Source organism: Deltaproteobacteria bacterium (assembly GCA_019308995.1).
GTDB lineage: Bacteria > Desulfobacterota > Desulfarculia > Adiutricales > JAFDHD01 > JAFDHD01.
Window position 1 is genome coordinate 1 of record JAFDHD010000011.1, and the last position, 25873, is coordinate 25873.

The following is a 25873-nucleotide window of genomic DNA, read 5'->3' on the forward strand; positions in this document are numbered from 1 at the left end:
CCTGCAAACCAGGGGCTTTTGTTTTACAGATCTTCGGTTTCCTCAATTACTAATTCTGATAACTTATATCTAGGTTGCCTTATTGGTAAAGTTATTGGCTCAATGCCCATGCGGGAACTCATGTTGTGAACAAGTTCCCTCCAGAAAGGCCAAACTTGATGTTCTCCATTTATCACCACAAATGAGGCGATATCATCAGTGGTTATGCCTTCTCTATCTTTTAAAATATAAGTTAAAAGGAAAGATCCTTCAATTATAAAGGCTTCTATAGGTTCTACCCCTTCATTTTCCAACATACCTCTGACGCCGAATTCACATATTCCCATAAAAGTCTTGCCAGGGGGTTCTTCTTCACCAGTTTGTGCTATACTTTTAGTTTGGATCGTTAGATCATTATAATTTATATCCTCTTTTATCCGTTTAGTGGATGAATCTAAAAGGATGATATCGACCAATTGGACTCTGCGAATTATTGTTTCTAGTGTCTTCTTATCTGGTCTGAATTTGCAGGGTCTCTTCTTCCCTTTTTTTTCTCTTTTTACTGTCAAGGTCAATTCACCACCTTTTTATAGGTTTGCTCTTGACCGGATGCCCAAGTTTCATAAAAGGTTACTTGTTGAGAATGCTTCTTCTGTTTTGTACCACGACCGGATAAAATCTCCCATTTAGTTTCTTCATCCTTACGGGGGGTTGCGGTTGGGGCTAGTTCGAATCGAAGCTCACAATTGAGCGCCCAGAGAAAATCTGCCAAAGTGCGCAAAGTCAGGTTGCGACCGCCATTTAGTACTTGTGAGACGAAGCTTTTGTTTTTACCTAACTTACGAGCTAGTTCGACTCGCGAAACATTATGATCTTTCATATATTTGCATAACGCTTCCGTTACCTTTAAAATTACGCGTTCTTGATTATAAAGGCGATGATAATCCTTATCTTTAAGGTATTCATCCATTAGCGCCATCTTGATCCTCCTTTTTCTGGGGCTTTTTCATTTGTTTTTCATACTCATCCTTTATATATTTTGCTCTTTTGATTTCAGCTCTGGGAATTTTGTTTGTTTGCTTTTGGTAGCCGTGAGTCAATACAATCCTGCCCTGAGCCTTTTTGGTAAAATATCCTATGATCCTATGGTGAGGCCTTGTGTGTTTGAATTCAAAAAAACCTTCTTCTAAAAATCTGAATTTTTCCTCATTCCAAATAGAGCCTACTTCGGCCATAGTACTGATGAGGGCTTCAAATTTTGCCTTGACTCTTGGTTCCAAGTTTTCCAAATATTCTTTAGCAGGATAGGTTCCATTAGGCCGCCGAGCTATGTAAACCTCGAATTTCCAGCCCGTTTTCCGACTTACATACTTCATCGGACTGGTTCCCTAAGGAGTTTACATAAAAGTAAACCCAGGTCAAATAAAAAATAACCTATATGGTAATTTTTTTCAATCCCTGATTCCATTTCAAAACTATTTTAACTTAAATGACCTTTCTTTTGCAAATCATGGGCCTCTCAATAAAAGCCTCTGCAAACCAGGGGCTTTTGTTTTACAGATCTTCCAAATGTAAGGCAAGTTGGACCATTTTAAGCGCTCGCAGGCATTTTCAAATACCGGCCCTTTGATATTCTATGCTATCATGGCCTGGCAAGTTAAAAACTTGAAGCTGGCTTGACGAAATATGCATCAAAGAATTCCCAAAAGACAAGGCGGTCCGGCTGGTCATACCGGAAGACGTGGCTTAATACCACTCATGATTTCCGTGTCGCTCATCCTGGTCGTCCTGATACTGCAAGCGGTTACGCTCGGAGGATGCACTGCTCGGGTTCCTTCCAGACTGACGCCGCCCAAATCCGGAATCCAGGATATGGTGGGCCTGGCCCTGGCCGAAGAGGTTTATCTCAACTTCAAACGGCAGGCCATGGTTAAGCTGGCGCCTGCCTTGGGGTCCAGTTCCATTTACCGCGGTAAAATCCTCCCTCAAGGAACGGAGTTGATTTTCAAGCAGCAGCGCCCCGGCCAGCTTTATCTGGCCTGGGTTCCGGCCAGTCGTCTTCTTCTGGGCGAAGGAAAACCGGTCGTGATTCTGACCGGCCATGAGATAAAAAGCCGTGCCGGTGTTTTTCGAACCACCTGGCCTCAAAGGCAGGCCCCTGTCATTTCCAGCCGTTTTCAAGCCGGTCGGGTAACCTACCTCGGTTTAGTCAAGCGCCGTCTATACCCTTTGCCTCGAACATTTGAGCCGGAAAAGGAACGGTCAGTGTTTCAAAAATCGCCTCCCTCCCGCATCGAATTGACTTACTCACCCGACATGGAAGGATGGGGCCTCATGACCGCCTGGCATGACAGCCCCTGGTTAAAGGCAATACTTCTTAACCCGCCCCCGGGGCTAAAAAACCATACAGGAGAAAAGCAAAAACCATGAACAAGGCAAGTATCAAGAGACTGGAAAAGGAATTAAAATTCAAGTCCACCCTGGTGTGGGACAGGCTCAAACCTGTGGAACGCAAAGCCGCCTTGAAGCTGGCCGAGGATTACAAGACCTTCCTCGATGCAGGTAAAACTGAGCGTGAAGCCGTGAGAGAGATAGAAATCCGGGCCAAAGCAGGCGGCTTTCGAGCCATATCGGCTCGAAAAAAACCGGGCCGAGTCTACGTCGCTTTCATGGATAAGACCATGGCCCTGGCCGTGCCGGGGCAGAGGCCCCTGACCGAAGGGCTGCGCCTGATCGTGTCACACATAGACGCCCCCCGTCTGGACCTCAAACAGCACCCCCTCTATGAAGAGGTGGACCTGGTCCTTTTGAAGACCCATTACTACGGCGGGATAAAAAAGCATCAATGGCTCTCTCGGCCTCTGGCCTTGCACGGGCGGGTCATCAAGGCCGACGGGAGCGCGCTGGATCTGGTTCTGGGCGAGGATGACGCCGACCCGGTCTTCACCATCGCCGATCTTCTGCCTCACCTGGCCAGGAAGGTTCAGGCCGAAAAAAAGGTCTCGGACGCCTTCCCCGGGGAAAAGCTCAATCTCTTGGTCGGCTCTCTGCCGCTGGGGGATGACGAGGTCAAGGAGCGGTTCAAGCTGGCCGTGCTGGAGATTCTGCGCCAGCGCTGGGGTCTGATTGAGGAGGATTTCTTGAGTGCTGAGTTTGAAGCGGTGCCTGCGGGCCGGGCCAGGGACGTAGGTCTGGATTCGAGCCTCATTGGGTCTTATGGCCAGGATGATCGCGTCTGCGCTTTTACCAGCCTGGCGGCCTTACTTGACGTGAAACAGCCGGCTTACACCTGCCTGGCCCTGTTCATGGACAAGGAAGAAATCGGGAGCGACGGCGCCACCGGGGCCAAGTCCAGGTTCTTTGAGGACTTTTTGGCTGATCTTTTCGTTATATCCGGCTTAACGCCCACCTCGGCTGTGCTCCGGAAAGCCTTGATGAACACCCGGGCCATATCCGCCGATGTGACCGGCGCCCTTGATCCGGATTTCCAGGAGGTTCATGAAAAGATGAATGCGGCCCGCATAGGGTACGGTCCCTGTGTCACCAAGTACACCGGATCGCGAGGAAAGTACGGCGCCTCGGACGCTTCGGCTGAATATTTGGGCTGGCTGCGGCAGGTCTTCAACCGGAACAGGATAATCTGGCAGGCTGGAGAACTGGGCAAGGTTGATGAAGGCGGAGGAGGAACCGTGGCCAGGTTCCTGGCTGAACACGGGATGGAGATTGTAGATTGCGGCCCGCCCCTACTGGACATGCACTCACCTTTTGAAATCGCCTCCAAGGCGGACGTCTATATGACCCGCCAGGCATACCAGGCTTTTTATGAGGCGAAATGAAGCCGATAAGGCTTTTTAAAATCAAGATAGCCACTCAAGGAGATCGGCCGCTGAGTTTATTCCGACAAGTTCCAGGTCTGTCCCCGAACCCAGGCGCTTGAGGTCATTTCCAGACAGGACGGCCCGTTTGAATCCGAGCTTGGCCGCTTCTACCAGCCGAATGTCGAGCCGACTCACCCCCCTGACCTCACCGGCCAGTCCAACTTCGCCCAGGAAGACCGCATCGTAGTCCACCGGCTTTTCGAAATAACTGGAAAACACCGCCGCCACCAGGCCAAGATCGGTTGCCGGTTCAATGACCTTGACACCACCGGCCACATTGACAAAGATGTCCCGATCAAACAGCTTCAATCCAACCTTCTTTTCCAGGACAGCCGCCAGAAGTGAAAGCCGCGCCTGGTCAATGCCCAGGGCCTGCCGCCGCGGTATGGCCAGACCGCTGGTCGAGACCAGGGCTTGCAGCTCAATCAGGATGGGCCGTGTTCCTTCAATAGTGGGCACCACGACCGATCCAGGCGCCGAGGGGGAGCGTTCAGCCAGGAACAAGGCCGATGGATTGGTGACCTCGACCAGGCCCCTGTCCTTCATCTCAAAGACCCCGATCTCGTTGATCGAACCGAACCGGTTCTTAAAGGCGCGCAAAATACGCAGGTTGTGTGTGCGTTCCCCTTCAAAATAAAGGACTGTATCAACCTGGTGCTCCAGGACCTTGGGACCGGCAATACCTCCCTCCTTGGTTACGTGACCCACCAGAAAGATCGGCCGGTTTTCACTCTTGGCCAGGTTGATCAGCCGCGCGGCCGCCTCTCTGATTTGAACCAGGCTTCCCGGCGCCGAAGCCACGTCAGCGCTTGAAACGGCCTGGATGGAATCAATAGCCAGCATATCCCAGGCATAATCCGCTGCCAGGCTCTGAATAGCCTCAAGGGAAGTCTCGGCGGCCACGTGCAGCAGGGACAGGTCCAGTCCCAGCCGCTCGGCCCGAAGCTTGATCTGAGCCAAGGACTCTTCGCCGGAGATATAGAGTAAACAACGGCCCTGAAGCCCCAGTTCGGCCGCGGCCTGCAGGAGCAGGGTTGACTTCCCGATGCCCGGGTCTCCGGCCAGGAGCACCACCGAACCGGGAACCAAACCCCCGCCCAGGACTCGATCCAACTCGCTCCAGCCGGTGATGAGCCGGCCTTCCTCTTTTAAGGGGAGTTTGTCCAGGGTCAGCGGTCCTTGCCCTGGCCTGACTGCAGCCGACGATTTTCGTGTCAGCGGCTGGATTTCTTCTTCCATCGAGTCCCAGGCCTGACAGTCCGGGCAGCGCCCCAGCCACTTGGGCGAACGGTGGCCGCAGTTGCTGCAGACAAAGTAGATTTTCATTTTAGACATCGTTCTCCACCATGGCTGCGGGTGCATTAGACTCTTCCGGATTAAAGAGCAATCTACAGTTTCCGCTTCGGGATGTACCTCATATAAGCCCTCTTCACGCCAGGCTAAAATCTTCTGAAACGCCACATCTTCCAGAAGGGTTTTTCCCCGCCTGGCAGAAGCCAACAGGCCTGAGAATGCCGGGACTTCATATTCAAGAGTTGACAGTTCACACCCTGTGATATATATCATTAAAAACAGTAGTTTCACAAGGAGATCGTTATGAACCAAGAAAACCTATTCCATGTAAGCGATGATGTCTTTGAAGAAGAGGTTCTTAAATATAACCAACCGGTGCTGGTTGACTTCTGGGCGGCCTGGTGCGGTCCGTGTATAGCCATCGCCCCAACCATAGAGGCTCTGGCTGACGAGTATGCCGGACGCATGCGCGTCGCCAAGCTGGATGTGGACAGCAACCCCAAAACAGCCAGTAAGTATGCCATCAGAGCCATCCCGACCATGCTCCTTTTCAAGGATGGTGAAGTGGCAGACCAGATAACCGGGGCCGTGGGTAAGGCCCGGCTGGAAGAGGCCGTTAAGAAAGTACTCTCTTAAGATGAGCCAGCCTGAATACGATCTAATTATCATTGGAGGCGGGCCGGCGGGCCTGACCGCGGGTATCTATGCGTCCCGGGCGCGTTTAAAGACCAGGCTCATCGAGAAACTCTCCCCTGGAGGCCAGGTTCTGACCACAGACTGGGTGGAGAACTACCCCGGCTTTCCGGAAGGCGTTTCCGGCTTCGATTTAATGGACAAAATGCGGCAGCAGGCCGAACGCTTCGGCCTGGAGATCGCCTCTGGCGAAGCGGCCTCCCTGAAAAAAAACGGGGAACTCATCCAGGCGAATCTGGCCGAAGGTGAAATTTTATCCAAGACGATCATCATCGCCACCGGGGTGCAGCCCAACAAGCTCGGGGTGCCCGGTGAGGAGGAACTGACTGGTAAAGGGGTCTCCTACTGCGCAACCTGTGACGGGCCCTTTTTTAAGGACGTAGAGGTGCTCGTGGTCGGCGGAGGAGATACGGCCGTGCAAGAGGCCCTTTTCCTGACGCGGTTCGCGTCCAGGGTCCACCTCTGCCACCGGCGGGATGAGCTTCGGGCTACGGGCATACTTCGCGAAAGAGTTCTGGCCGAACCCAAGATCGAGCTCCACTGGTCTACGGTCGTGACCGCTATTGAGGCCGACTCCCAGAACCAGGTGGAGGCCGCGGAAATCAAAGACCTCAAGACCGGAAAGACGTCCCGGCAGCCGGTGCAAGGGGTTTTCATGTTTGTCGGTATCCAGCCAACGACTGAATTTCTTAAAGGGTTCATTGAACTGGATGAGAGAGGGTTCGTCAAAACCGATCTGGAAATGGCCGCTTCCCAGCCGGGTGTCTGGGCTGTCGGGGACGTGCGGGTGAAGTATTTAAGACAGATTGCCACTGCCATTGGCGACGGCGCCACAGCCGCCTTTAATGTCGAGAAATATATTGAGGAAAGATTCAATACGCCGTGATAATCCCCAGGAATATGAAGATCCATAAGCTGATTAGATATCTAACTCTTTTAATACTGCTTCCGCTGCTGCTTCCAGGCTGCGGCTTTTTTAAAGGTCTCACCGGAGAGATCGAAGAGCCTCCTCAGGTCTTGATCGAAGAAGGCATGAGGGACTTGAAGGCAGAACGTTATGAGGCTGCAGCCGAAACGTTCCAGGAACTCATAGATCGTCACCCATACAGCCGCTATGCCGTGCTGGCCGAACTGAAGATGGCCGACGCTCTCTACCTGCGGCAGGATTATATCGAGGCGGTCGAAGCCTACAAGAATTTTGAAACACTTCATCCCAAGAATGAGGCTATCCCCTATATAATATTTCAGCAGGGCATGTGCTATCACCGCCGGATGAGAAGCCTGGACCGGGATCAGACCCCGGCCCTTAAAGCCATCCAAACCTTTAATCGTTTGCGACAGGCCTATCCTGAAAATAAATATGCGGCCCTGGCCGAAGCCCGCCTGGTTGAGGCTCAGAATCTGCTGGCCGGACATGAATTTTATGTCGGGGAGTACTATTTTAAGAAGAAGAAGTATCGCGCCGCCCTGGGACGCTTTGTAAACCTGATCAAGAGCTTTCCTGATACTGGTTACCACGGGCCGGCCATGGCCTATATCAAGGTCTGCCGAGAGAAGATCGCGGCAGAGGAAGAGGCCACCCTGAAAAAAAAATAGAAAAAGCGGCATCCGCCTCTCAATTAGCGCACATCTCCCAATGCCTCTTGACGCCTGGAAATGTCTTTATTCCGGCCCCTTCACCCCTTCAAGGTAACGGCTGATAACGGCGTCGTAGCTGTGAGTCAAGGCGAAGACTTTTTTGGCCAAGGCAAATCTGGTGGCAAGGGTTGTGCCTTGGTCATGAGTCTCTAGCTCTTCGATGATCTTGGGATAGTCGCTTGGATCAATGATAACCGTCACACTGGCATAGTTCTTGGCCGCCGCCCTGAGCAGGGTCGGTCCCCCGATATCTATGTTCTCAATGGCCTCCTCAAGGGTTACGTCGGGTTTAGCTACCGTTGCTTCAAAGGCATAGAGATTAACGCAAACAAGATCAATCGGGGGAAGATGATGCGTCGCCATCTGGGAAACGTGATCCTTGTTGTCGCGGCGGAAAAGGACACCGGCATGGACTTTGGGATGGAGCGTCTTGACGCGGCCGTCAAGCATTTCCGGGAAGCCGGTGTAGTCGGCCACTTCAACCACGTTGATCCCGCCCTTGCCAAGCGCCCTGGCCGTGCCGCCCGTGGATAAGATTTCGATCCCCATCTGAGCAAGCTGCCGGGCAAAATCAACCACGCCCGTCTTGTCAGTCACGCTGATCAAGGCTCGTTGGATCCTGCTCATATCATTTTCCTTTCGTTAAAAAGTGGTGTTTCAATATAGCCCTCTTTCCTGCCCTGATCAAGGTAAACTCTATGTAAAAGGAAAATTTGAAGGGGAAAAACCGTATTTGTTTTGAGGTGTTTCTCGCTGAGAAAGAGAACATTGACGCTAGGGACAATAATTGTTATTTAACAGGTAGCATAATCTCGAATACCCGTTGGTTACGCCGTATGGTTAGCAGAGACACTGCTCCGGGTTTACTTATAAATTAACAATTCCTGCAAGGCCGGACACTTAAAAGAAGTCCGGTTCGGGCGCGGGCTTATGGCTAACGGTAATTATAAGGATTTATTCAAAGAATTAACCCTGGTGACCCAGCTCGGGTTGACCATGGTCGGTTCCATCCTGCTTTGCTTTGCTATCGGCTATTTTTTGGATAAATGGTTAGGCACCCGAGGCATATTTCTAATTATTTTTATTATCCTCGGGGTGATTGGAGGAGGCTTTACCGTCTATCGTCAAATCTTACAGTTGTATGAAAAGCGGGATAACAATGATTCTTCCTGAGCTGCCTTGATGGCTGACAGTCGGCCCAGGCGTGAATATAAAGTTCTCTAAAAAGCTTTTCCGGTTGACAAAACATGTCCATTCAACTAGATTTAGGCCTGTTAACCTGTGAGGCACTTGCTTTCTGTTTAAGTGGTTTATGGAATCTCTCATCCAGTTCAAGAAGACGATTTCGGTTCAGATAGTGGTCATCGCGGCCGTTGTCGCTGTTATCGCCCTGGGTCTTGGTTATGTGAATGTGGCTAGAGGATTCGTGCTGGGCAGTATCTTTTCCTGGGGCAACTTTTTTGTGATGAACTTTTTCCTTGCCTCTCGGCTAGGCAAACGTCCCAGACGAGCCGGGGTTGAGAGCACCTTGAGCTTGCTGGTCCGGTTGAGCCTCCTGGGGTTACCCATCTTTCTGGCAGTCCGATACTCCACCAGGTTTAACCTTGTCTGGACTATTATCGGTATTTTAAACCTTCAAATCTCCGTCTTGTTCTACCAGCTAGTCGTCGAACGCTACGGTCTAGTTCGCTCGACCGATCTCAAGAGGCGCTGAAATGGAAGAATTAACCACCATTTCACAATGGACCTTTATGTTCGGCGGCTACCAGGTAGTCTTCAACTCCGCGACCCTGATTAACACCTGGATGATCATGGCCGTGCTCATTATTTTCGGTCTTCTGGCCACCCGTCAAACCAAACTGGTGCCAAACCCGCTGCAAAGCATGGCCGAAATCATTATCACCGTTTTTGACGACCTGGTGCGGGACGCGCTGGAACTGGACGACCGCCGCTACTTTCCCTTGATCTGCGGCCTGTTCATGTTCCTGCTGCTCAGCAATATCTGGGGCATCATCCCGACTTTCCAGGAGCCGACCCGGGATCTGAACACGCCTTTGGGCCTGGGTATTCTGGGTTTCGTTATTGCTCACTATTCAGGCATCAAGTTCAAGGGATTCAAGGGTTACCTCAATGAATACTTTCAGCCCATTTTTTTCATGCTGCCTTTAAACATCATCAGCGAGCTGGCCAAGGTCGTTTCCATCTCCTTCCGGCTCTTTGGCAACATCATGGGCGGTTCGATCATCATCATCGTCGTCAGCCACCTTGTTTACAGTCTGGTCCTGCCGCCATTCCTGAGCGTCTTCTTCGGGCTTTTTGTCGGGACCATTCAGGCCTTTGTTTTCACCATGCTCACCCTGGTCTATATTTCGGTCCAAATAAGATAGGGAGTCGCAAGCGGTAAATGGCCTTTGATGTCGAAATACTGGTAAAAGGGGCGGCCTTCCTCGGGGCTGGCATGGCTATAGGTCTGGGTGCCATCGGAGCCGGTATCGGCGAAGGATATACCGCCGGTCTTGCCAACCGGGCTATTTCCAGGCAGCCCGACAAGGCCGGGGATGTCCTGAAGAGTATGCTCATCGGGCAAGCCCTGGCCGAATCGGCCGCTATCTTCGCCCTGGTTATCGCTATGCTTCTCGTGCTCATGGATTTCGGAACGAACATCATCACGGCCGTGGCCCTGGCCGGGGCAGGAATCTGTATGGGCTTTGGAGCGCTCGGCCCGGGCATAGGCGCGGGATTTCCCGCCGGCCGGGCTTGTGAAGGTATTTCCCGGCAGCCCGCGGCCTCGAGTTCACTCTCTAACACCATGCTCATCGGGTCGGCCATCTGCCAGACCTCGGCCATCTACTCCATGGTCGTGGCCCTGATGCTGATGTTTTTTGATTACAGCTCACGCGCCCTTAACCCCAACGCGGCTGCTCTCTTCGCGGCCGGATTATCCACCGGACTGGCGGCCATCGGATCCGGAATTGGAGAAGGCTTGACCGCCGGCGGTGCCATGCAGACCATAGCCCGCCAGCCCACGTCTGCCGGCCCCGCCACCGCGGGTATGCTGGTCGGCCAGGCCGTGGCCGAAACTCCGGCCATCTTCGGTCTCCTTATCAGCCTGATCCTGCTGTTTAGGGTCTATCCGCCCGCGGACACAATTATTACGGCCGCAGCGCTGGTTGGAGCCGGGCTCTGCATGGGCCTCGGGGGGATCGGTCCGGGTATTGGCAGTGGTGCGGCCGGAGAGTATGCCATAAACTGGCTTGGCCGCAATGAAGAGATCAGCGGCCTTCTGACCCGGACCATGCTCGTGGGACAGGCGGTGAGTCAGTCCACGTCAATATACGCGATGGTAATTTCTCTGGTATTAATATTCGTCATCTAAAACCTGTTTAGGAGGCAGTCATGGACATTTCAGGACCTGATATTATTCGGGCAGTTTCACTGTTAGGAGCAGGATTGGCCATGGGATTCGGAGCTATCGGACCTGGCATTGGCGAGGGTTATGCCGCCGGCCGGGCCTGTGAGGCTATCGGCCGGAATCCCAAGGAAGCTGGTTTGCTTACGCGTACCATGCTTGTCGGTCAGGCCGTCTCGGAATCCACAGGTATTTATGCCTTGGTTGTGGCCCTGCTGCTGATATTCGTGGTTTAGAGTCAAGAGCCAGGACCCTGAAACCTTACACCTAAACGGAGCCTGGGGGTATGATCAGCATAAACGCCACCCTCGTCGTCCAGATTATCAACTTCCTGGTCCTGATCTGGATTCTCAACCGGATTCTGTTCAGACCCATCTTTAGAATCATCGAAGAGCGAGAGAAGTCCGTCGAAAGTTCAAGGGCTGACATGAGACGGCTCAAGACCTCCTCCGAGGAAAAAATTAAGGCTTGCGAAGTCCAGCTCAAAGAGGCTCGAACGGCTGCCGCGGTTCACAAAGAAGAAATCCGCGGCCAGGCCGCGGTCCAGGCCCGGCAGATCATGGAGCAGGCCCGGACTCAGGCTCAGGAACATATTTCCGCTATCCAGACTGAAGTGGCCATCGAAGCTGAGCGGGCCAAGGCGGACCTGGCTGATTTTAAGGAGTCCATTGTCAGGCTGGTCTTTACCAAGGTCATGGGCAGGGAAGGTTAATGAAGAAGCTGCCATTTATAAAAAGATGTTTGATCCTCCTGGGCGTGATCCTGGTTCTGTTTGCGGCCGTCCCGGCCTGGGGGTCAGAAGGCCCTGGTACGGTACGCAAGATATGGGACACCGTCTGGCTCTTTATCAACTTCGGAATTCTGGCCTTTTTTCTGGTTAAGTACGGCCGAAAACCTCTCATGGACTACCTGGTCCGGCACGGCTCTGAGATCGGACAAGACCTGGACAGGGTCAGGGACCTTCTGGCCAAGGCGGAAGACGAATACAAAGAAAGCGAGAAGAGCCTGGCTGAACTCGAACAGAGAATCGCCGAGATTGAAACCATAACACAGAAGGAGGCTCAGCGAGCCAGGCAGCGAATTCTTGCGGGGGCTGAACAGAACTCGGCCAAGATACTGGATGAGGCCAGGGAGGTTGCGGAGTCGGAGATTAAAAAGGCCTGGTCTCAGGCTAAAACCGAACTCGTGGAAATGGCTATCGTGGAGGCTGAAAAACGGATCCGGGAGCAGATCAAGCTGGAGGATGAAACCCGAATCATCGAAGAATACGTAGGCCGACTTTCGGCTCAAAACCAATCTTCTTAACCTGAAAAATTATCAAGTCTGCGGCTGTATATGCAGCCGCAAGCTGTTTAAGATTTTTGATGAAAAAATAATAAACAAACTTGATTAATGCCGCTACCTTGAGTAACACATCGAAATTTTCCACCCTGTGCCAGCCTGATAACGAAAAATCATGTTTTGCCTGCTGCCCTCCCATCCGGCCGGAGGGATATGACCACGCCGATTATCAGAAATCTCTGATTAAACAACTCCGGAAGAACACTACTTCATTTCAGGATAAAGGACCCCGTCAAAAAACCATCACTGGTTTTCATTGCTGGGGTCTGGGCTTTCTGGACCGGAAAGGGTCCCTGATCGGGTGCCTGCTCCACCCGGCCCAAAATCAGGGCTGCGATCTCAGAGACTTAACAGGGTACGGGGATAAGTGTCGGCGAGAGCTCTGCCAGGAAGCAAAAGTTTTTTCACGGTTGACGCCTGGCTCTACTGAATTTGTCCTGGGACTGACCAGGGGACTGGACTCTTTTGCCTACTCCAGCTCAAAAAGGAACCCGGCCTTCAGGTTGCTTCGCTGGGGACCCAAGGTCATAGAGCGCCTGGCTTTGTCCGGGTCCCATGGCCTGAGTTATGATGAATACCACAAGCGTTACGGCTTCCTTGACCATGATTTAGACCCGAGGCGGGACGCCTTTTCTATTGAACTGCTTCTCGACCGGGTTAACTTGGATGTTTTAGGCCAGCACAATTTTTTAACTGAATATAAAGAGACCCTTTCCCACTTTAGAGCTCGCCACCGGCAGATTGCCACTCTACCTCTGGATAATCGGCCCTTCCTGCACCAGCTGGACCTGCCTTCTTCATTCATCAGCTTCCTGCGCTACGGTCTGGACTGGACGCGGGCGCTTCCTTCAGAGGCCGAGACAGTGAGGCAGGAGTTTGAAGATTTAATAGCAGAACTTACGGTCTAGCTGTTTTTAATAAGATTGAATCGTTAGTGTTAGTTCAGCGCATGGGCTGCGGCCAAAGGGCTGGGCGGGAAGGCCGAGATCGTGTGGGGCGATCTACGTCGCCCGGCGGACGCGGCTGCATCTATGCAGGACCAGGAGGTCGTCGTTCATCTGGCCTTTGTCATTCCCAGGCTGTCGGCCACAGGAGTCAGCAGTGAGGATGACCCGGAATGGGCCAGGAGAATCAATGTACGCGGCACGCGGAATCTTCTGGAGGCCATGGAAGCGCAACCTCAGCCCCCTGAGCTACTCTCAATCGCCGCTTGAAACTTGGCACGCTGTTTTTGATAGTATTCCTTGCTTTCCTGCGGCTTGAGCAGAGAGATGGCCTGGTCCATAATTTTTAGAGACACCTCGGGGTAACCATTGACGTAGTAAGCCTCAGCCAGGGTATCCAGAATAAACGGCGCGGCCATGAGGCCGGCGGCCTTTTTAGCCAGAATTAAGGCCAGGGCCTTTTCAGACGGGGTGGCTTGCTGTTTAGTGACCAGGAGCCAGGCATAATTATTAATTGTCAGAGGATCGTTTGGGGCCATGGCCAGGGATTGCTCATAAGCTGAGATGGCTTCGTCCTGGCGGGACTGCTTGTTGTAAAAATCTCCAAGCAAGCGGTATAGTTGGGAATTTTGAGGGTAACGCCTGATTTGAGCCTTGATCAATTTGAGGGTCAGGCTGGTGTTGACCTCTTCCCCCAGCCCTTTCTCGTGAACCTGAAATCCCACCAGTGCAACCAGGGCCAGCCCGAGACAGTACGCCAGGATCATGCGGCGCACCTTTCGCTCGTGCCTCTGAACCAGGGAAGGATCCCCCTCACAGGCCTCTAAAAACGTCACCCGTTCCGCCACGGAGTAATGGTGCCAGCTTGGCAGGGAGCGGCTCTGGCCGGAATGAAAGGCGATCTTTTCCAGGGAGGTGACCAGGCCCTTGACGGTTCCGGTGACGCGAAAGGAAAACAGGTCTGCCTGCCGTTCGAAATTGCGCATAAAGACACCGAAACCGAAACGGAAGTAAAAGAGCATGACCAGGACAAAGGGTATGCTGAGCAGCAGGGTGATGGTCGTGCTCTGCCGACCCTGCTCGGCCAGGAGAAGATCAATGGTCCAGTCGGTTGTCAGAAGGAGGTAGAAGCTGAGGTCAAAGAGGGAGTATGCGATGATCAGATAACCAATGAAGAAAAAAAGATAAAACGGAAGGTGACGCCGTTTGACATGCCCGAGTTCGTGAGCCAGAACCGCCCCTATTTCATCCTCATCCAAGATGTCCAATAAGGACTTGGTGATGAGGATGTAGCGCCAGCGCCGAATCAGGCCCATGACGCCGGCGGTCATGGCTTCGCCCTCGTAGAGCGGCCAGAGCATAATCTCAGCATAGGTAAACCCGCTTCGCGCGCAGAAGGACTCGATAACCGCCCGGTGCGGACCGGATGGCAGCGGAGTTAGTCCCCACATGTACCGGACCAGCACTGGGAAGATGACGGCCAATATAACGAGGAAGACCAGGAAAAAAACGACCTGACCCATCCCGGTCTCCAGCCAAACTTTGAGCCCAACCTGAGGCATCAGGGTCATCAGGTCGGTCACTGCCGAAAGAAGCAGCCAAGGCAGAATGATGGGGAAGTTTAATTGAAGCTGACTCAGGATGAACCGCGAGCGGGTGAGCCGGCTGCGGTACAGCCGCGCATAAGACTCAAAGGCCTCATACCAGAGGATACAGAGATACAAAGCAAATAAGCCCAGGCCCGCAAGTCCGGTCAGGGCCACCGAACCGCCAATCACAGGAATGGATGCAACGAGGTCTTTAAATCCTAACAAATAGATATGGATCGCGAAAAAAACAATGGCCAGGATGGAAAGACGCATCATGAGCCGGTGGTAATTGATAGAGGCCGTTCCACCCGACGGATGCATATGGGCCTCCCGGCGTCTTAACCGCATAAAAGAGACTCGCGCCAGCGTATAGTACCCCGCCAAGAGGGCCAGGCAAAAAGCCAGACTAAGCCCATGAGGCAAAATGAGTTCACCCGAAGGCTGGTAGGTACTGAATATCAGCAGCACCAGGATGAAATAAACCAGGTTGTTGAACATCATACCACCGGTCTCCTGCTCTTTAGACAGTATCTTGTCTGACCCGATATCGCAAGGGTTTATGATATAAACCAGGCATATAAAGGAAATTTGGCCATAGCTCAAGTTTAATCTTAAAGAGGGGGGCGGCTAGTATAAAAATATTACTCTTCAGCCCCGGTCCTGTACCTCCCATACTTTACAGACACTTGATCCAGGCCGTCCGCTAGATATAATTTATAATAATTTTAAATAAATTGTTGACAATTGTGGCTGGGTTGGGTATTGCTTTAAAAGGGGAGGGGTTCATCCTTAATATATGAGGATACCCTTATCAATGCCCAGCACCATCAAAGAATCCCATAGTTACATCACCCGAGAGATCCCGGGCCTTATCTTCCTTTTCCTGGCGGTTATCACCTTTCTCTCTCTGGTTTCGTACAGCCCTGCGGATCCCTCCTTTTCCAGGTACATCACCTCACAGGCTTCAAGGACGTTCTCCAACTACATCGGCCTGTTCGGGGCTTACTTTTCCGCCCTGTTAATTGATCTGCTCGGTCTGTCCGCCTACTGGCTGGTTATCGCCCTTTTGCTACTTTCCTGGCGTTTTTTCCGGGGACGGCCCTTCACCCTCTCCTGGCTTATTGCCTTGGGTATTTTGCTCTTACTGGTTTCCACTTCGGCCGGTCTCTCCCTGTCAAGGCCCGAAGGTGAAAGCTTGCGCGATTTTCCTTTAAGCGGCGGCTTTTTAGGTGATGCGCTCGTTAAAATTTTCGTTCATTTCCTGAACCAGGTCGGGGCGACATTAATCGTGGTCGCCTTGGCTCTGATCGGTCTTCTCCTCACAACCGGCCTGTCCTTGATTCGCCTTGCCAGAGCCATAACACGCCTCGTCGGCGAAATGATAGCCCGAGGCAGGGAGGGTCGGGTCAAGCGGCGGGAACGCACCGAACGGTCCAGGCGACTTCAGAAGATGCTGGCTGATCAAAAAGAACGCGCCAAACCAAAGATTAAAGAGCGGCCAAAACCGGTCGAGGTTCCTCCAGAATCGCCCAAGCAGGAGGTCTTCGACTGGATGATCCCGGAAGGGCCTTATGACCTTCCGCAGCTCGACTTTCTTGATCGAACGGACAAAGGCCATAACGGCATGGCCGAAGAGAGCCTCATGGTCAGTTCCCGGCTGCTGGAAAAAAAGCTCGCAGACTTCGGCGTGGAAGGCAAGGTGGTGGCGGTGTCTTCAGGCCCGGTCATCACCATGTTCGAGTATGAACCCGCGCCTGGCATCAAGATAAGCAAAGTCGCCAGCCTGGCTGACGACCTGGCCATGAGCATGCGGGCCACCTCTATACGGATCATTGCCCCCCTGCCAGGCAAGGCGGTCATTGGCATCGAAGTTCCCAATCCCAGACGGGAGCTGGTTTCCCTGCGAGATGTCATCGGCACGCCGTCTTATCAGGACTCCAGGTCACTGCTGACGCTGGTCATGGGTGTGGATATCATGGGCCAGCCTGAAGTGACCGATCTGAGAAGGATGCCTCACCTCCTCATCGCCGGGGCCACCGGTTCAGGCAAATCGGTCGGACTGAACGCCATGATTCTTTCCATCCTGTATAAGGCCCGGCCGGATGAGGTTCGATTCCTGATGATTGATCCAAAACGGATCGAGCTGGCCGCATACAACGACCTGCCTCATCTGCTCTACCCGGTCATCTCCGAGCCCAAAGAGGCCAACCAGGCCCTGAAATGGGCTGTAGTGGAAATGGAAAACCGCTACCGTCTCCTGGCTGACAAAGGGGTCCGTAACATCGAGGCTTATAACCGGAAGGTGAAACGCGAACTGGCTCAAGCCCCGGTCTCCAATCCCAGAGAGAAACCGGAATCAGATCAAGAGGTCGAAAAAGACGAGGCCGAAACGGTCTTCCCGCTCAAACCGCTGCCTTATCTGGTGATCGTCATTGACGAGCTGGCCGATCTGATGATGGTCTCCTCCCGGGATGTCGAGGAATCCATCACGCGTCTGGCTCAGATGGCCCGGGCTGCGGGCATCCATCTCATCCTGGCGACACAGCGGCCTTCAGTGGACGTCCTGACCGGCATCATCAAGGCGAACCTACCGACTCGCGTCTCTTTTCAGGTTTCCTCCAAAACGGACTCCCGAACCATCCTGGACGCCAATGGCGCGGAAAAGCTGCTCGGTGACGGCGACATGCTCTTTATGCCGCCTGGCACGGCCAAGCTGCACCGGATTCATGGGGCCTTTGTTTCCGAAGATGAAATCAAGCAGATCACCAATTTTATCAAGGCTCAGAAGAAACCCGAATACCTGGAAGACCTGAAGGTGGCCTCTGAGGAGCTTGAGGACGAACTGGATGATGAGGAGTATGATGAAAAATACGATGAGGCCGTGGAACTGGTGACTAAGACGGGCCGAGCCTCCATCTCGTTAATCCAGCGCCACCTTCGTGTCGGATACAACCGCGCCGCCCGCATGATCGAGGTCATGGAACGTGAAGGTGTCGTCGGCCCGGCTGACGGCATCAGGCCCCGACAAATCCTGGCAAAAAGCTATGACTAAACAGCGGTTTCATTCAAAGGCCCTGCCTCTGGCAGCAGCCTTGATGTTCCTGGTCATGTTATCCATCCCGTGCGCCGCCCCTGCCGGTCCAACCAAACAGGAGATCCTCAAGGCGCTGCAGCAGCGATACCTGGGCGTGAATGACATAGCCGCGGATTACACAAGAATAACCACCTCACCGGCCATGGAAAGTTTTTTCAAGGCCGCCTCAAGGCACCGCGCCTCCGGCCGGCTCATGTTTAAAAAGCCCAATCAGCTGACCCTCAACCAGCTGGAACCCCGGCCGGAAAAGCTGGTCACCGACGGGGTTACGGTCTGGTGGTACATCCCGGCGGACAACAAAGTCCAGCGCTACTCCGGCCTGGACCTCTTTGCTGAACTTAAACCCTTCGTGGACTTCCTGGGCGGCCTGGCCAACCTGGAAGATCGTTTCGCCGTTGAACTGACACAGGGCGAGGAAGTTCCGAACGCCATTCACGAGCTTGTGCTCCTTCCAGCCAAACGAGGCGCCGGTCCGCAGAAGATCACGCTCTGGGTGGATGTCCGGGATTATACCCTGGTCGGCTTCCGCTTAACTTCGGTCCTGAAAGAAACCACTGATTTTCATCTGGAAAACATCCAGTATAACCAGGGGCTAAGGGGCGACCGCTTCGTTTTTCAAATCCCGCCGGGCACTGAAGTCATAGACATAGAAAGTCAGTAATTAAAAGGTCTTATTTGGGGGAGTCTTTTTATATTATAAAGGATATCCTCTAAAGTTTTTTCAGAGTCTATATATCCGGCTGCGGCTGCGGAAGCTGGCGCAGCCCTGTTTATTTATAACGATGCGCCTGCTTTTTCTTGACCTTCATGGGTTTTTACAATATCTTTTCGGCGCATTTGTGATGTAGCGTGCAATCTGGTGCTGGAGGTCTTTAATGTCAGATAAGGCAACTCATGAACTGGATAAACTTTTTTATCCAAAAAGCATCGCCATGGTCGGCGCTTCGCCCAAACGCGGCAAAGGATGGTCGAGCGGGAACGCTTATATTGCCGGTAGTATCAAACAGGATTTTCCAGGAAAAATCTTTCCGGTACATCCCCAGGCAGACTATATCCTTGGATTTAAGTCATACCGAAGCATTCGGGAAATCCCCCATGAAATTGACCTGGTCGTTTTGACCGTGCCTGTCTCGGTAGCGTTTGAGGTTATGGAGGAGTGTGTGGACAAAGGCGTGAAATTTGTTCACCTGCTCACGGCTGGTTTTACTGAAACCGGCCGTCCGGAGCATGCTGCACTTGAAAAGAAGCTCCTTGAGATAGCTCGAAAGGGAGGTGTGAGGATCCTCGGTCCCAACTGTATGGGACTCTATTGCCCTGAAGGTGGTCTGGCCTGGATGGATGAGTTTCCCACGGCGCCCGGTCCAGTCGGTCTCTTTTCCCAGAGCGGGCAGCTAGCCAGCCATATTGTCTTTGAGGGTGCGCCACAGGGCTTGCGTTTTAGCAAGGTGGCCAGCTATGGCAATGCTCTCGATCTGCAAGCTCACGAATTTCTTGCCTATTTTGCCCAGGATGAAAAGACGGCTCTCATCGGGTCATACATCGAAGGCTTAAATGACGGACGGGCCTTTTTTGAAATCGCCCGGGAGGTGACCCGGAAAAAACCCCTGGTGATCTGGAAAGGCGGACAGACCGAGGGCGGCTCAAGGGCCACTCAGTCCCATACTGCCGCCATGGCCGGGTCCTCAAAAATCTGGCAGGCCCTGTGCAGGCAGGCAGGGGTTATCTCAGTGGATTCAATGGAAGAACTGATCTTCACCCTGTCAACCTTGCAGAGGATAGACCTGCCTCATGGCACGAACGTGGCCATCCTGGGAGGGGCCGGCGGCGGATCCGTGACCATGACCGACATTGCGGAAAAAGAGGGCCTGAAGGTCCCTCGTCTGGCCGATAAAACCATCCGTTCCCTGGAAGAATTCGTACCCCTGGAAGGCAACAGTTCCAAAAACCCCCTTGATCTCATGGAAGCCGTATTTTCCACAGAAAAATTCACAAAATTGATTACCCTGCTGCGAGACGATCCTAATATTGACGCCCTTATTTTTGCAATGCACCTGAACTGGTTTTACCGGGAAATGGGGCGCACCGGCCTCAGCATGTTCTTTGAATCAATAATTAAACTGAAAAACCTGCTGAAAAAGCCCTTCCTGACTATCCTGGAAAGGGAAAACGATCCCATAATTGAGAGCGCGCGGCAGGATATCGAAGAAAGGCTGCGCGAGGCCAAGGTTGCCACCTTTCCCACCTTTGAACTGGCCGCCCGCGTGCTGTCTAAGACTAAAAAATATAACGACTTTTTATCTTCTCATAAGGAAGCCTCTGCTATATAGAGAAGATGGAGGTTCTGCTTAAGGAGACGATTGAGGTAGCCAAGCGCAATAAGGTTTTGAAGGCCGTTACCGTCACGCCAATCAACACAAGCGGGCAAACAGGGAGGTAAAAAGGCTCAAGACATACCTTGGCCGTGTGGTTCGTGACATCCGCTGGCCCGATTTTTTGGCCGCCATATTCCGTGCATATCAGGATTTTTTCGTTTCTTATATGACTCAAAACCGGCGTCGAGCATTAATATGGGCGTAATGGCTGCCTAAACAGATTTTTTCAGGGACGACTAAATAGGGTACGCAGATGGGTACAGTTCGGGTCAGTTTTCGAGGATTCTTTATAAGAATGAAGTGGCCTAAGTATTTGATATATGGCGGAGAGAGAGGGATTCGAACCCTCGAACGAGTGTAACCCCGTTACTCGCTTAGCAGGCGAGCGCCTTCAGCCAGCTCGGCCATCTCTCCACATTTGACGCCAAAAATGGCGGAGGGAGTAGGATTCGAACCCACGGTGCTTTCGCACAACGGTTTTCAAGACCGCCTCCTTAAGCCACTCGGACATCCCTCCATGTAAAATGATTAATTAGCACCTTCTAAATATAGTGTCAACGAGCCATTTGCATTGTCAGGATGTTTTCTTATCCGGCTTCATGACTGTGCACTGGATAATCGTTCCGGCCCTTGTCCTGCTCCTATTTCAAGAACCTGCATCAAGGCTTTATCTGTAATTATGCGCAGTCGCCGCGTTACTCATGTTTTTCTGCGTTCGTTTCCGTTTTTTACTTGGCATTTAAGGTTCATCAGCCCAGCAAACTATTTTTCAAAGGCTCTTGCGTGTCAGATGCGCCGATAAACAGCCCGGTAAAACGGTATACCCAATTTTTAGAGATACTACTCCATAGGAACTCCCGCAGTCAATATTTCCCGATCGGTCACTCATATCCAAACACCGCTTGGCAATGGCGGTGTAGCGGGAAGGCCGAGCCATCATTACCGGGCGGTGCTTGGACATAGGTAAGGTAAATATTTGGTTGACAGAGTAAATTTTTGAGGGTTACTATGCTTGAAAATCAACAGTTAGGGTTTTCTTCTGTATTTTTGACGAGAAATCGTCATTATAGGGCAGGCAAAGGCTTTTCAACACCCCCAAATGGTCCAACGAGTTAGATGGCGGCTGCGAAAGGCTGATTATAAATGAAACGCGGCAGTTGCCGCATAATTTAGGTTAAGAAGTACGAAAATATGTGGTTGAAGGTGATTATAAAGGGAAGGAAGATGAAAATTTCCAGGAATGATATCGAACCGAGAATATTACTTTTGGCCATCTGGGGGATCTTGAACTAGACTGTGAAATGGTTCAATCCGAATGGTAAGTACAGCTTTCAAGAAGTAGCTGAGGTCTATGCGGCATTCATTTTAACTGGCCCGCAGGGAACGTGCCGCTATGAATAGAAAATGGATCATCCGCTTTTCCCGTCAAATAACTACAGCTTTCATATAAGGAAAGGATTTTATAATGTTATTTAATCCTAGGAAATACGACCGAGAACACGCCGATGAGCGCTCCAGAGAAATCGTGCTTAAAACCATTGATTTCTTTGAGAAGAAAGGCCTGAAAAAAATTAAATCAGACGATCAGGAAGGTGTTTGGCATGAAGACTTCCTCGAATTCATTAAAAAAGAACAGGTCTTTTCGACCCTATTGACTCCGAGTGGATATGGTGACCCGGATTCACGGTGGGACATGTGGAGAATCAGTGAGTATAACGAGGTCTTGGCATTCTATGGACTTTGTTACTGGTACGCCTGGCAGGTCTCGATCCTCGGTCTGGGACCGATATGGATGGGAGAAAACGAACAGGTTAAGAACAAAACCGCCCGGCTTTTACAACAGGGGGGTATATTTGCGTTCGGCCTTTCCGAGAGAGAGCACGGGGCGGATATCTATTCCACGGAAGTTGTGCTTCAGCCTCAGAATGATGGAACATACATGGCCAACGGTAGAAAATATTATATAGGTAATGGTAATTGCGCAGCCCTTGTTTCCACCTTTGCCAAGATGGCTGACACTGGTGATTATGTGTTCTTTGTTGTCGAAACCGATCATGAGAATTATGAATGCGCAAAAAAAATCGAGACTTCAGGGGTCAGGCAGGCATACGTGGCCGAGTATGCTTTGCATGATTACCCCATTAAAGCAGAGGATATTCTGTCAAAAGGCGGCCTGGCCTGGGATTCTTCCCTCAGTACCGTTAATATTGGCAAATTTGAGTTGGGTTTTGCCTCCATCGGCATGTGTACCCACGCTTTTTATGAGGCCATCAATCACGCGGCTAATAGAAATCTTTATGGGCAAATGGTGACCGATTTTCCTCATGTGAAAAAAATTTTCACCGAGGCATACACCCGCCTCATGGCCATGAAACTGGCCGGCCTGCGCACGGCCGACTACTTGAGAGCGGCCTCTGAAACCGATCGGCGCTATTTGCTCTATAACCCCATAGTAAAAATGAAGGTGACGAGCCAGGGTGAAAAAGTGGTTGCATTGCTCCATGAAGTAATCGCGGCCAAGGGTTATGAACAGGACACATACTTTGAGATGGCCATTCGGGAGATCAGTATGCTGCCTAAACTTGAGGGTACCGAGCACGTGAACATGGCCCTTATCATAAAATTTATCGAGAACTACTTTTTTAATCCCGTTCATTATCCGGAAATTCCCAAACGAAATGAGTCCGGTAATGACGAGTATCTATTCCGGCAAAGCGTGGGCGGACTGGGTTCCATAAAATTCCCGGATTATGGCAAGCCTTATGAGGGAGTTGAAATTCTCAACGTAAAGGTATTCAAAGAACAAGTCGAGCTTTTTAAAGAGATATTGCTAAAGGCCCCGCCGGATAAAACTCAAAGAGCGAGCATTGATTACATGCTGGCTACCGGTGAGTTATTCACTCTTATCGCCTATGCGCAACTAATTTTGGAAAACGTCAAAATCTACGATATTCCTGATAATTTAATAAACGAGATATTTAATTTTGCCATTCGGGATTTTTCAAATTTTGCCTTGAACGTGGTCCTTAATCACGAGAACACACCAGAGCAAGAAGAGATATTTATGAAAATGATAAAGAAGCCAGTCATGGATAAGTCCGGCTTTGAGAGCGTTTGGCAAAATCATGTATATGCCTTGAAAGACCAGTATGTGATGAGTGAATGATTTTATAAGATGAATGTCTGGTAAATGGTTAAAGATGATTTTTTTCAATACTATCTGAGGGACCAAGTCACCGAGCATCGCATATCTTTGCGTGTGAATCCCTTGAGGCTTGATTATCCCTTCTTCAAACTGACTCCGGTTTTAGTTTTTCGTACAGTGAAAGAATCTCCGATCTTGTAGCCCATCTCTTCAATCATTCCTCGAGATATGGTCAGACTACCTCGTTTCCCGATCTTAAACCGTTTAGTCTTTTTAGCCGGTTTAGCTTTTTTGGGTTTACGGCCGACAATACCTCTAACCTTCCCCATCTCAACCAGAGCATCTAGATAATATGACTTGAGCTGAATTGACGTGTTGATCCCAAATTCAGCCATGATTTCCCTTGATGGCCTCCCTAACTCAATTGCCTCGATCAGTTTGATTGCATCTACTTCCTTTTTCTTCGGCATGCTTCTCTCCTTGCTGATTATTAGATCTCAATATTTGATATCTCAGTTATCTATTCTCTGTTTAAGATCCTTCCCCACCTTAAAGACCGGCAATTTCTTCGGCTTGACTTCAATCTTTTCGCCGGATTTCGGGTTCCGGCCAATATAGCCGTTATAGCTCTTGACCTTGAATGAGCCGAAATCCCTGATCTCTGCTCTCTCTAGGTACAAGGCTTTCAGAAATGTTTGTAAAAAGAGTGTTGACGATAACTTCTGCTGTTTTGAAGCTCAGACCTTCGTGCATAGCTAAAATTTCGATCAACTGGTATTTATTCATGGTTTTACCTGTGAAGAATGGAATTTGATCAATAGATTAAATTTAATATAAAGGTGATCAATCAGGGCCAGAAGAACTCTCTGGCCTTTTCTTTCAAAAAATCCCTGTGCTCGGGATGAGCCACAGCAATTAGCTCCTCAGCCCTCTCCTTGTGCGTTTTATCCAGCAAACGGGCAACACCGTACTCAGTGATTATTGTATCTGCAAAATGACGCGGAATGGTAACCAGCGACCCTTCATCTAAGTGGGGTACTATGGTAGGCATCCCTCCAAGAGCTGTAGATGGTATGAGCGTTATCGCTCGCCCTCCACGGGACAGGAAGGAACCGATATGCAACTCTGTCTGCCCTCCCTGGCCATTGATCATCCGGGTACCGAACTGGGTTTCTGAGCAGATCTGGCCGGTCAGGTCAATCTGGAGCCCGTTATTTATTGATACCATGTTATCGTTCATGGCCACAGTTCTGATATTGGCCACGTAGTCCGAGTCGTATTGCTCAAATGCAGGATTATCTGCCACAAACTCAATATCCTCTGCATCACACCCCGTAAAGGTGGAAAAAACCGCCTTTCCAGGATGGAGTGTCTTATATCTGCCGTTAGCCACGCCTTTCTTGACAAGGCAAGGCATGCCGGGGCAGCCCATCTCGCTGTGAATTCCCAGGTCATTCCTGTCATCGAACACCCCCAGCTCAACCATGAAGGAGCTGGGACGTCCAACACCGAGCTGAATGGTATCCCCGTCACGAATAATCTCCTTAAGGTGTTTGGCAATGCCAATGGCGGCTTCAGTGGGATCATCCAGACCCCTATTAGGGGCAAGAAAATCACCGCCCTCTTCAAGGCCCATGGCCTTGCCGATATCAATAATGACCCGAAGAACACGAGGGGTGGTCAGAGATAGTTTGGAATTCACCTCTGCCTGTGTTTTCTTATAGAACATCTTATAGATAGTCTCCCACTCCTCGCTGCTGAGATCCGGCTCACTGGGCGGTTTTATGAAATAGTCAATTTCTGAGACATGGATGTAGTTGGCGCCATAGGTACGTATTGCGGTTTCATCAATTTCAGCTATCACACACCTGGCCCTCTTGGCGTAGGAGCGCTTGTTCCACATGGTGGATCCAAAACTGCAAAAACCGTTTTTATCCGGGGGAGAGAGAGGCGTCATAAAGATAAAATCTGTCATTTTCGCGCTCTCAGGCCTTCCTTCATCTATTCCCTTGTATCTCATGGAGAAGAGGTCGGGTAAGTAGCTGGCTCTCTTTTCATCCACGCTATCACGTATCCTTGAGCCAATGAAGAGCTCCACGAAAATATTGAAGGATTTTTCCATTTCCGGGGCTAGCCAGCCAGGGTCAATACCCGTGGCTGATAACGATACGGTCACGTTTTTAAGCTCCGGGGCTCGAGCAGCCAGGGCCTCCATGAGGATTGACGGCTGGACAGGAAGAGGGGTTACGACAAAATCCCCTGACTTGACTACCTTAACTGCCTTTTCAGGCGAAACCAGTTTACGCTTATATTCCTCCTCCCAGTTACTTTTGTAATGCAGCTTTTCTCTCTGGAAATCCATACTGCTTCTCCTTTTTAACCTGAATTATGCGGCAACCGCCATCTAACGCCCATTGAGTAATTTGACGGTATTGAAAAGCTCGCTGCCTTTTGCTAATAGAGGCTTCCTCGTCAAACATGCTGAAAAACAACCAATA

Annotated in this window: 26 protein-coding genes, 2 tRNA genes and 1 pseudogene; 18 read left to right on the forward strand and 11 right to left on the reverse strand. The window is 51.2% G+C overall.

Translation table 11 applies throughout. From position 1 onward, the window contains the following. Positions 1–23: 23 nt before the first annotated feature. From JRI95_03745 to JRI95_03755, 3 genes are read right to left on the reverse strand one after another with little or no spacing between them, the layout of a single operon-like run. On the reverse strand, positions 24–548 hold the full coding sequence (locus tag JRI95_03745) for a hypothetical protein (GenBank protein MBW2060658.1): 525 nt from the start codon (positions 546–548) through the stop codon (positions 24–26). 2 nt (positions 549–550) lie between these two features. Beyond that, positions 551–958: a helix-turn-helix transcriptional regulator gene (locus tag JRI95_03750; GenBank protein ID MBW2060659.1), complete on the reverse strand. Its 408-nt coding sequence runs from the start codon at positions 956–958 to the stop codon at positions 551–553. Then, positions 942–1355, reverse strand: a complete 414-nt coding sequence (locus JRI95_03755) for a type II toxin-antitoxin system RelE/ParE family toxin (GenBank protein MBW2060660.1) — start codon at positions 1353–1355, stop codon at positions 942–944. The genes JRI95_03750 and JRI95_03755 overlap by 17 nt, the downstream gene beginning before the upstream one ends. Positions 1356–1665: 310 nt before the next feature. Between JRI95_03755 and JRI95_03760 the strand changes: the two genes are divergently transcribed. Continuing rightward, positions 1666–2409 (forward strand): hypothetical protein, encoded by a 744-nt coding sequence (locus tag JRI95_03760; GenBank protein MBW2060661.1) that lies wholly within the window; start codon positions 1666–1668, stop codon positions 2407–2409. Beyond that, positions 2406–3815, forward strand: a complete 1410-nt coding sequence (locus JRI95_03765; protein ID MBW2060662.1) for an aminopeptidase — start codon at positions 2406–2408, stop codon at positions 3813–3815. The genes JRI95_03760 and JRI95_03765 overlap by 4 nt, the downstream gene beginning before the upstream one ends. A gap of 21 nt (positions 3816–3836) precedes the next feature. Here JRI95_03765 and radA read toward each other — a convergent pair whose 3' ends face one another. Next, positions 3837–5192: a DNA repair protein RadA gene (gene radA / locus JRI95_03770; GenBank protein MBW2060663.1), complete on the reverse strand. Its 1356-nt coding sequence runs from the start codon at positions 5190–5192 to the stop codon at positions 3837–3839. A gap of 261 nt (positions 5193–5453) precedes the next feature. Here radA and trxA point away from each other — a divergent pair, with 261 nt between their 5' ends. From trxA to JRI95_03785, 3 genes are read left to right on the forward strand one after another with little or no spacing between them, the layout of a single operon-like run. Next, on the forward strand, positions 5454–5786 hold the full coding sequence (gene trxA, locus JRI95_03775) for a thioredoxin (protein ID MBW2060664.1): 333 nt from the start codon (positions 5454–5456) through the stop codon (positions 5784–5786). A gap of 1 nt (position 5787) precedes the next feature. Further along, positions 5788–6729, forward strand: coding sequence for a thioredoxin-disulfide reductase (gene trxB / locus JRI95_03780; protein ID MBW2060665.1), 942 nt, complete (start codon positions 5788–5790; stop codon positions 6727–6729). Positions 6730–6743: 14 nt separating this feature from the next. Beyond that, on the forward strand, positions 6744–7439 hold the full coding sequence (locus tag JRI95_03785) for an outer membrane protein assembly factor BamD (GenBank protein ID MBW2060666.1): 696 nt from the start codon (positions 6744–6746) through the stop codon (positions 7437–7439). Between the two features lie 66 nt (positions 7440–7505). Here JRI95_03785 and JRI95_03790 read toward each other — a convergent pair whose 3' ends face one another. Then, complete coding sequence (locus tag JRI95_03790) at positions 7506–8108, reverse strand: IMP cyclohydrolase (GenBank protein MBW2060667.1); 603 nt, start codon at positions 8106–8108, stop codon at positions 7506–7508. Positions 8109–8411: 303 nt separating this feature from the next. On the opposite strand from JRI95_03790, the gene JRI95_03795 reads away from it, so the two are divergent. From JRI95_03795 to JRI95_03835, 9 genes are all read left to right on the forward strand, one after another. Further along, positions 8412–8654: an AtpZ/AtpI family protein gene (locus JRI95_03795; protein MBW2060668.1), complete on the forward strand. Its 243-nt coding sequence runs from the start codon at positions 8412–8414 to the stop codon at positions 8652–8654. 139 nt (positions 8655–8793) lie between these two features. Then, positions 8794–9195: an ATP synthase subunit I gene (locus tag JRI95_03800; protein MBW2060669.1), complete on the forward strand. Its 402-nt coding sequence runs from the start codon at positions 8794–8796 to the stop codon at positions 9193–9195. A 1-nt stretch (position 9196) separates the two neighbouring features. Next, positions 9197–9868 (forward strand): F0F1 ATP synthase subunit A, encoded by a 672-nt coding sequence (gene atpB / locus JRI95_03805; protein ID MBW2060670.1) that lies wholly within the window; start codon positions 9197–9199, stop codon positions 9866–9868. Positions 9869–9885: 17 nt separating this feature from the next. Continuing rightward, the gene (atpE, locus tag JRI95_03810; GenBank protein MBW2060671.1) at positions 9886–10857 is read left to right on the forward strand and encodes an ATP synthase F0 subunit C; all 972 of its coding nucleotides are present in this window, start codon (positions 9886–9888) and stop codon (positions 10855–10857) included. A gap of 20 nt (positions 10858–10877) precedes the next feature. Beyond that, positions 10878–11126 (forward strand): ATP synthase F0 subunit C, encoded by a 249-nt coding sequence (atpE, locus tag JRI95_03815; protein MBW2060672.1) that lies wholly within the window; start codon positions 10878–10880, stop codon positions 11124–11126. Positions 11127–11176: 50 nt separating this feature from the next. Then, positions 11177–11602, forward strand: a complete 426-nt coding sequence (locus JRI95_03820; protein MBW2060673.1) for an ATP synthase F0 subunit B — start codon at positions 11177–11179, stop codon at positions 11600–11602. Continuing rightward, entirely contained in the window at positions 11602–12195 is a 594-nt protein-coding gene (locus JRI95_03825; protein MBW2060674.1) for an ATP synthase F0 subunit B, read from the forward strand. The genes JRI95_03820 and JRI95_03825 overlap by 1 nt, the downstream gene beginning before the upstream one ends. Before the next feature lie 98 nt (positions 12196–12293). Continuing rightward, a complete protein-coding gene (locus JRI95_03830) occupies positions 12294–13139 on the forward strand; it encodes a hypothetical protein (protein MBW2060675.1) in 846 nt (281 codons plus the stop codon). A gap of 81 nt (positions 13140–13220) precedes the next feature. After that, on the forward strand, positions 13221–13445 hold the full coding sequence (locus tag JRI95_03835) for an NAD(P)-dependent oxidoreductase (protein MBW2060676.1): 225 nt from the start codon (positions 13221–13223) through the stop codon (positions 13443–13445). Here JRI95_03835 and JRI95_03840 read toward each other — a convergent pair. After that, entirely contained in the window at positions 13412–15265 is a 1854-nt protein-coding gene (locus JRI95_03840; GenBank protein MBW2060677.1) for a M48 family metalloprotease, read from the reverse strand. The two genes, JRI95_03835 and JRI95_03840, sit on opposite strands and share 34 nt — an antisense overlap. Before the next feature lie 313 nt (positions 15266–15578). On the opposite strand from JRI95_03840, the gene JRI95_03845 reads away from it, so the two are divergent. The 3 genes from JRI95_03845 (at position 15579) to JRI95_03855 (ending at position 20185) form a co-directional block, all read left to right on the forward strand. Further along, positions 15579–17816 (forward strand): DNA translocase FtsK 4TM domain-containing protein, encoded by a 2238-nt coding sequence (locus tag JRI95_03845; GenBank protein ID MBW2060678.1) that lies wholly within the window; start codon positions 15579–15581, stop codon positions 17814–17816. Further along, positions 17809–18519, forward strand: coding sequence for an outer membrane lipoprotein carrier protein LolA (locus JRI95_03850; protein MBW2060679.1), 711 nt, complete (start codon positions 17809–17811; stop codon positions 18517–18519). Before JRI95_03845 ends, JRI95_03850 begins: the two co-directional genes overlap by 8 nt. A gap of 214 nt (positions 18520–18733) precedes the next feature. Continuing rightward, entirely contained in the window at positions 18734–20185 is a 1452-nt protein-coding gene (locus tag JRI95_03855) for a CoA-binding protein (protein MBW2060680.1), read from the forward strand. A 366-nt stretch (positions 20186–20551) separates the two neighbouring features. On the opposite strand, the gene JRI95_03860 is transcribed toward JRI95_03855, so the two are convergent. After that, positions 20552–20644: transfer RNA gene (locus JRI95_03860), tRNA-Ser, on the reverse strand. Positions 20645–20661: 17 nt separating this feature from the next. Continuing rightward, positions 20662–20747, reverse strand: a tRNA-Ser gene (locus JRI95_03865). 948 nt (positions 20748–21695) lie between these two features. On the opposite strand from JRI95_03865, the gene JRI95_03870 reads away from it, so the two are divergent. Further along, positions 21696–23396 (forward strand): acyl-CoA dehydrogenase, encoded by a 1701-nt coding sequence (locus JRI95_03870; protein MBW2060681.1) that lies wholly within the window; start codon positions 21696–21698, stop codon positions 23394–23396. Between the two features lie 113 nt (positions 23397–23509). Here JRI95_03870 and JRI95_03875 read toward each other — a convergent pair whose 3' ends face one another. The 3 genes and pseudogenes from JRI95_03875 to JRI95_03885 form a co-directional block, all read right to left on the reverse strand. After that, positions 23510–23845, reverse strand: coding sequence for a hypothetical protein (locus tag JRI95_03875; GenBank protein MBW2060682.1), 336 nt, complete (start codon positions 23843–23845; stop codon positions 23510–23512). A 42-nt stretch (positions 23846–23887) separates the two neighbouring features. Beyond that, a pseudogene (locus JRI95_03880) lies at positions 23888–24128 on the reverse strand (integration host factor subunit beta). A gap of 94 nt (positions 24129–24222) precedes the next feature. After that, positions 24223–25737 (reverse strand): hypothetical protein, encoded by a 1515-nt coding sequence (locus JRI95_03885; GenBank protein ID MBW2060683.1) that lies wholly within the window; start codon positions 25735–25737, stop codon positions 24223–24225. Positions 25738–25873 lie beyond the last annotated feature (136 nt).

Coding starts and splice junctions, on each gene's coding strand:
- JRI95_03750 (MBW2060659.1), bottom strand. CDS start 958: ATGGCGCTAATGGATGAATACCTTAAAGATAAGGATTATCATCGCCTT.
- JRI95_03755 (MBW2060660.1), bottom strand. CDS start 1,355: ATGAAGTATGTAAGTCGGAAAACGGGCTGGAAATTCGAGGTTTACATA.
- JRI95_03760 (MBW2060661.1), top strand. CDS start 1,666: ATGCATCAAAGAATTCCCAAAAGACAAGGCGGTCCGGCTGGTCATACC.
- JRI95_03765 (MBW2060662.1), top strand. CDS start 2,406: ATGAACAAGGCAAGTATCAAGAGACTGGAAAAGGAATTAAAATTCAAG.
- radA (MBW2060663.1), bottom strand. CDS start 5,192: ATGTCTAAAATGAAAATCTACTTTGTCTGCAGCAACTGCGGCCACCGT.
- trxA (MBW2060664.1), top strand. CDS start 5,454: ATGAACCAAGAAAACCTATTCCATGTAAGCGATGATGTCTTTGAAGAA.
- trxB (MBW2060665.1), top strand. CDS start 5,788: ATGAGCCAGCCTGAATACGATCTAATTATCATTGGAGGCGGGCCGGCG.
- JRI95_03785 (MBW2060666.1), top strand. CDS start 6,744: ATGAAGATCCATAAGCTGATTAGATATCTAACTCTTTTAATACTGCTT.
- JRI95_03790 (MBW2060667.1), bottom strand. CDS start 8,108: ATGAGCAGGATCCAACGAGCCTTGATCAGCGTGACTGACAAGACGGGC.
- JRI95_03795 (MBW2060668.1), top strand. CDS start 8,412: ATGGCTAACGGTAATTATAAGGATTTATTCAAAGAATTAACCCTGGTG.
- JRI95_03800 (MBW2060669.1), top strand. CDS start 8,794: ATGGAATCTCTCATCCAGTTCAAGAAGACGATTTCGGTTCAGATAGTG.
- atpB (MBW2060670.1), top strand. CDS start 9,197: ATGGAAGAATTAACCACCATTTCACAATGGACCTTTATGTTCGGCGGC.
- atpE (MBW2060671.1), top strand. CDS start 9,886: ATGGCCTTTGATGTCGAAATACTGGTAAAAGGGGCGGCCTTCCTCGGG.
- atpE (MBW2060672.1), top strand. CDS start 10,878: ATGGACATTTCAGGACCTGATATTATTCGGGCAGTTTCACTGTTAGGA.
- JRI95_03820 (MBW2060673.1), top strand. CDS start 11,177: ATGATCAGCATAAACGCCACCCTCGTCGTCCAGATTATCAACTTCCTG.
- JRI95_03825 (MBW2060674.1), top strand. CDS start 11,602: ATGAAGAAGCTGCCATTTATAAAAAGATGTTTGATCCTCCTGGGCGTG.
- JRI95_03840 (MBW2060677.1), bottom strand. CDS start 15,265: ATGATGTTCAACAACCTGGTTTATTTCATCCTGGTGCTGCTGATATTC.
- JRI95_03845 (MBW2060678.1), top strand. CDS start 15,579: ATGCCCAGCACCATCAAAGAATCCCATAGTTACATCACCCGAGAGATC.
- JRI95_03850 (MBW2060679.1), top strand. CDS start 17,809: ATGACTAAACAGCGGTTTCATTCAAAGGCCCTGCCTCTGGCAGCAGCC.
- JRI95_03855 (MBW2060680.1), top strand. CDS start 18,734: ATGTCAGATAAGGCAACTCATGAACTGGATAAACTTTTTTATCCAAAA.
- JRI95_03870 (MBW2060681.1), top strand. CDS start 21,696: ATGTTATTTAATCCTAGGAAATACGACCGAGAACACGCCGATGAGCGC.
- JRI95_03875 (MBW2060682.1), bottom strand. CDS start 23,845: ATGCCGAAGAAAAAGGAAGTAGATGCAATCAAACTGATCGAGGCAATT.
- JRI95_03885 (MBW2060683.1), bottom strand. CDS start 25,737: ATGGATTTCCAGAGAGAAAAGCTGCATTACAAAAGTAACTGGGAGGAG.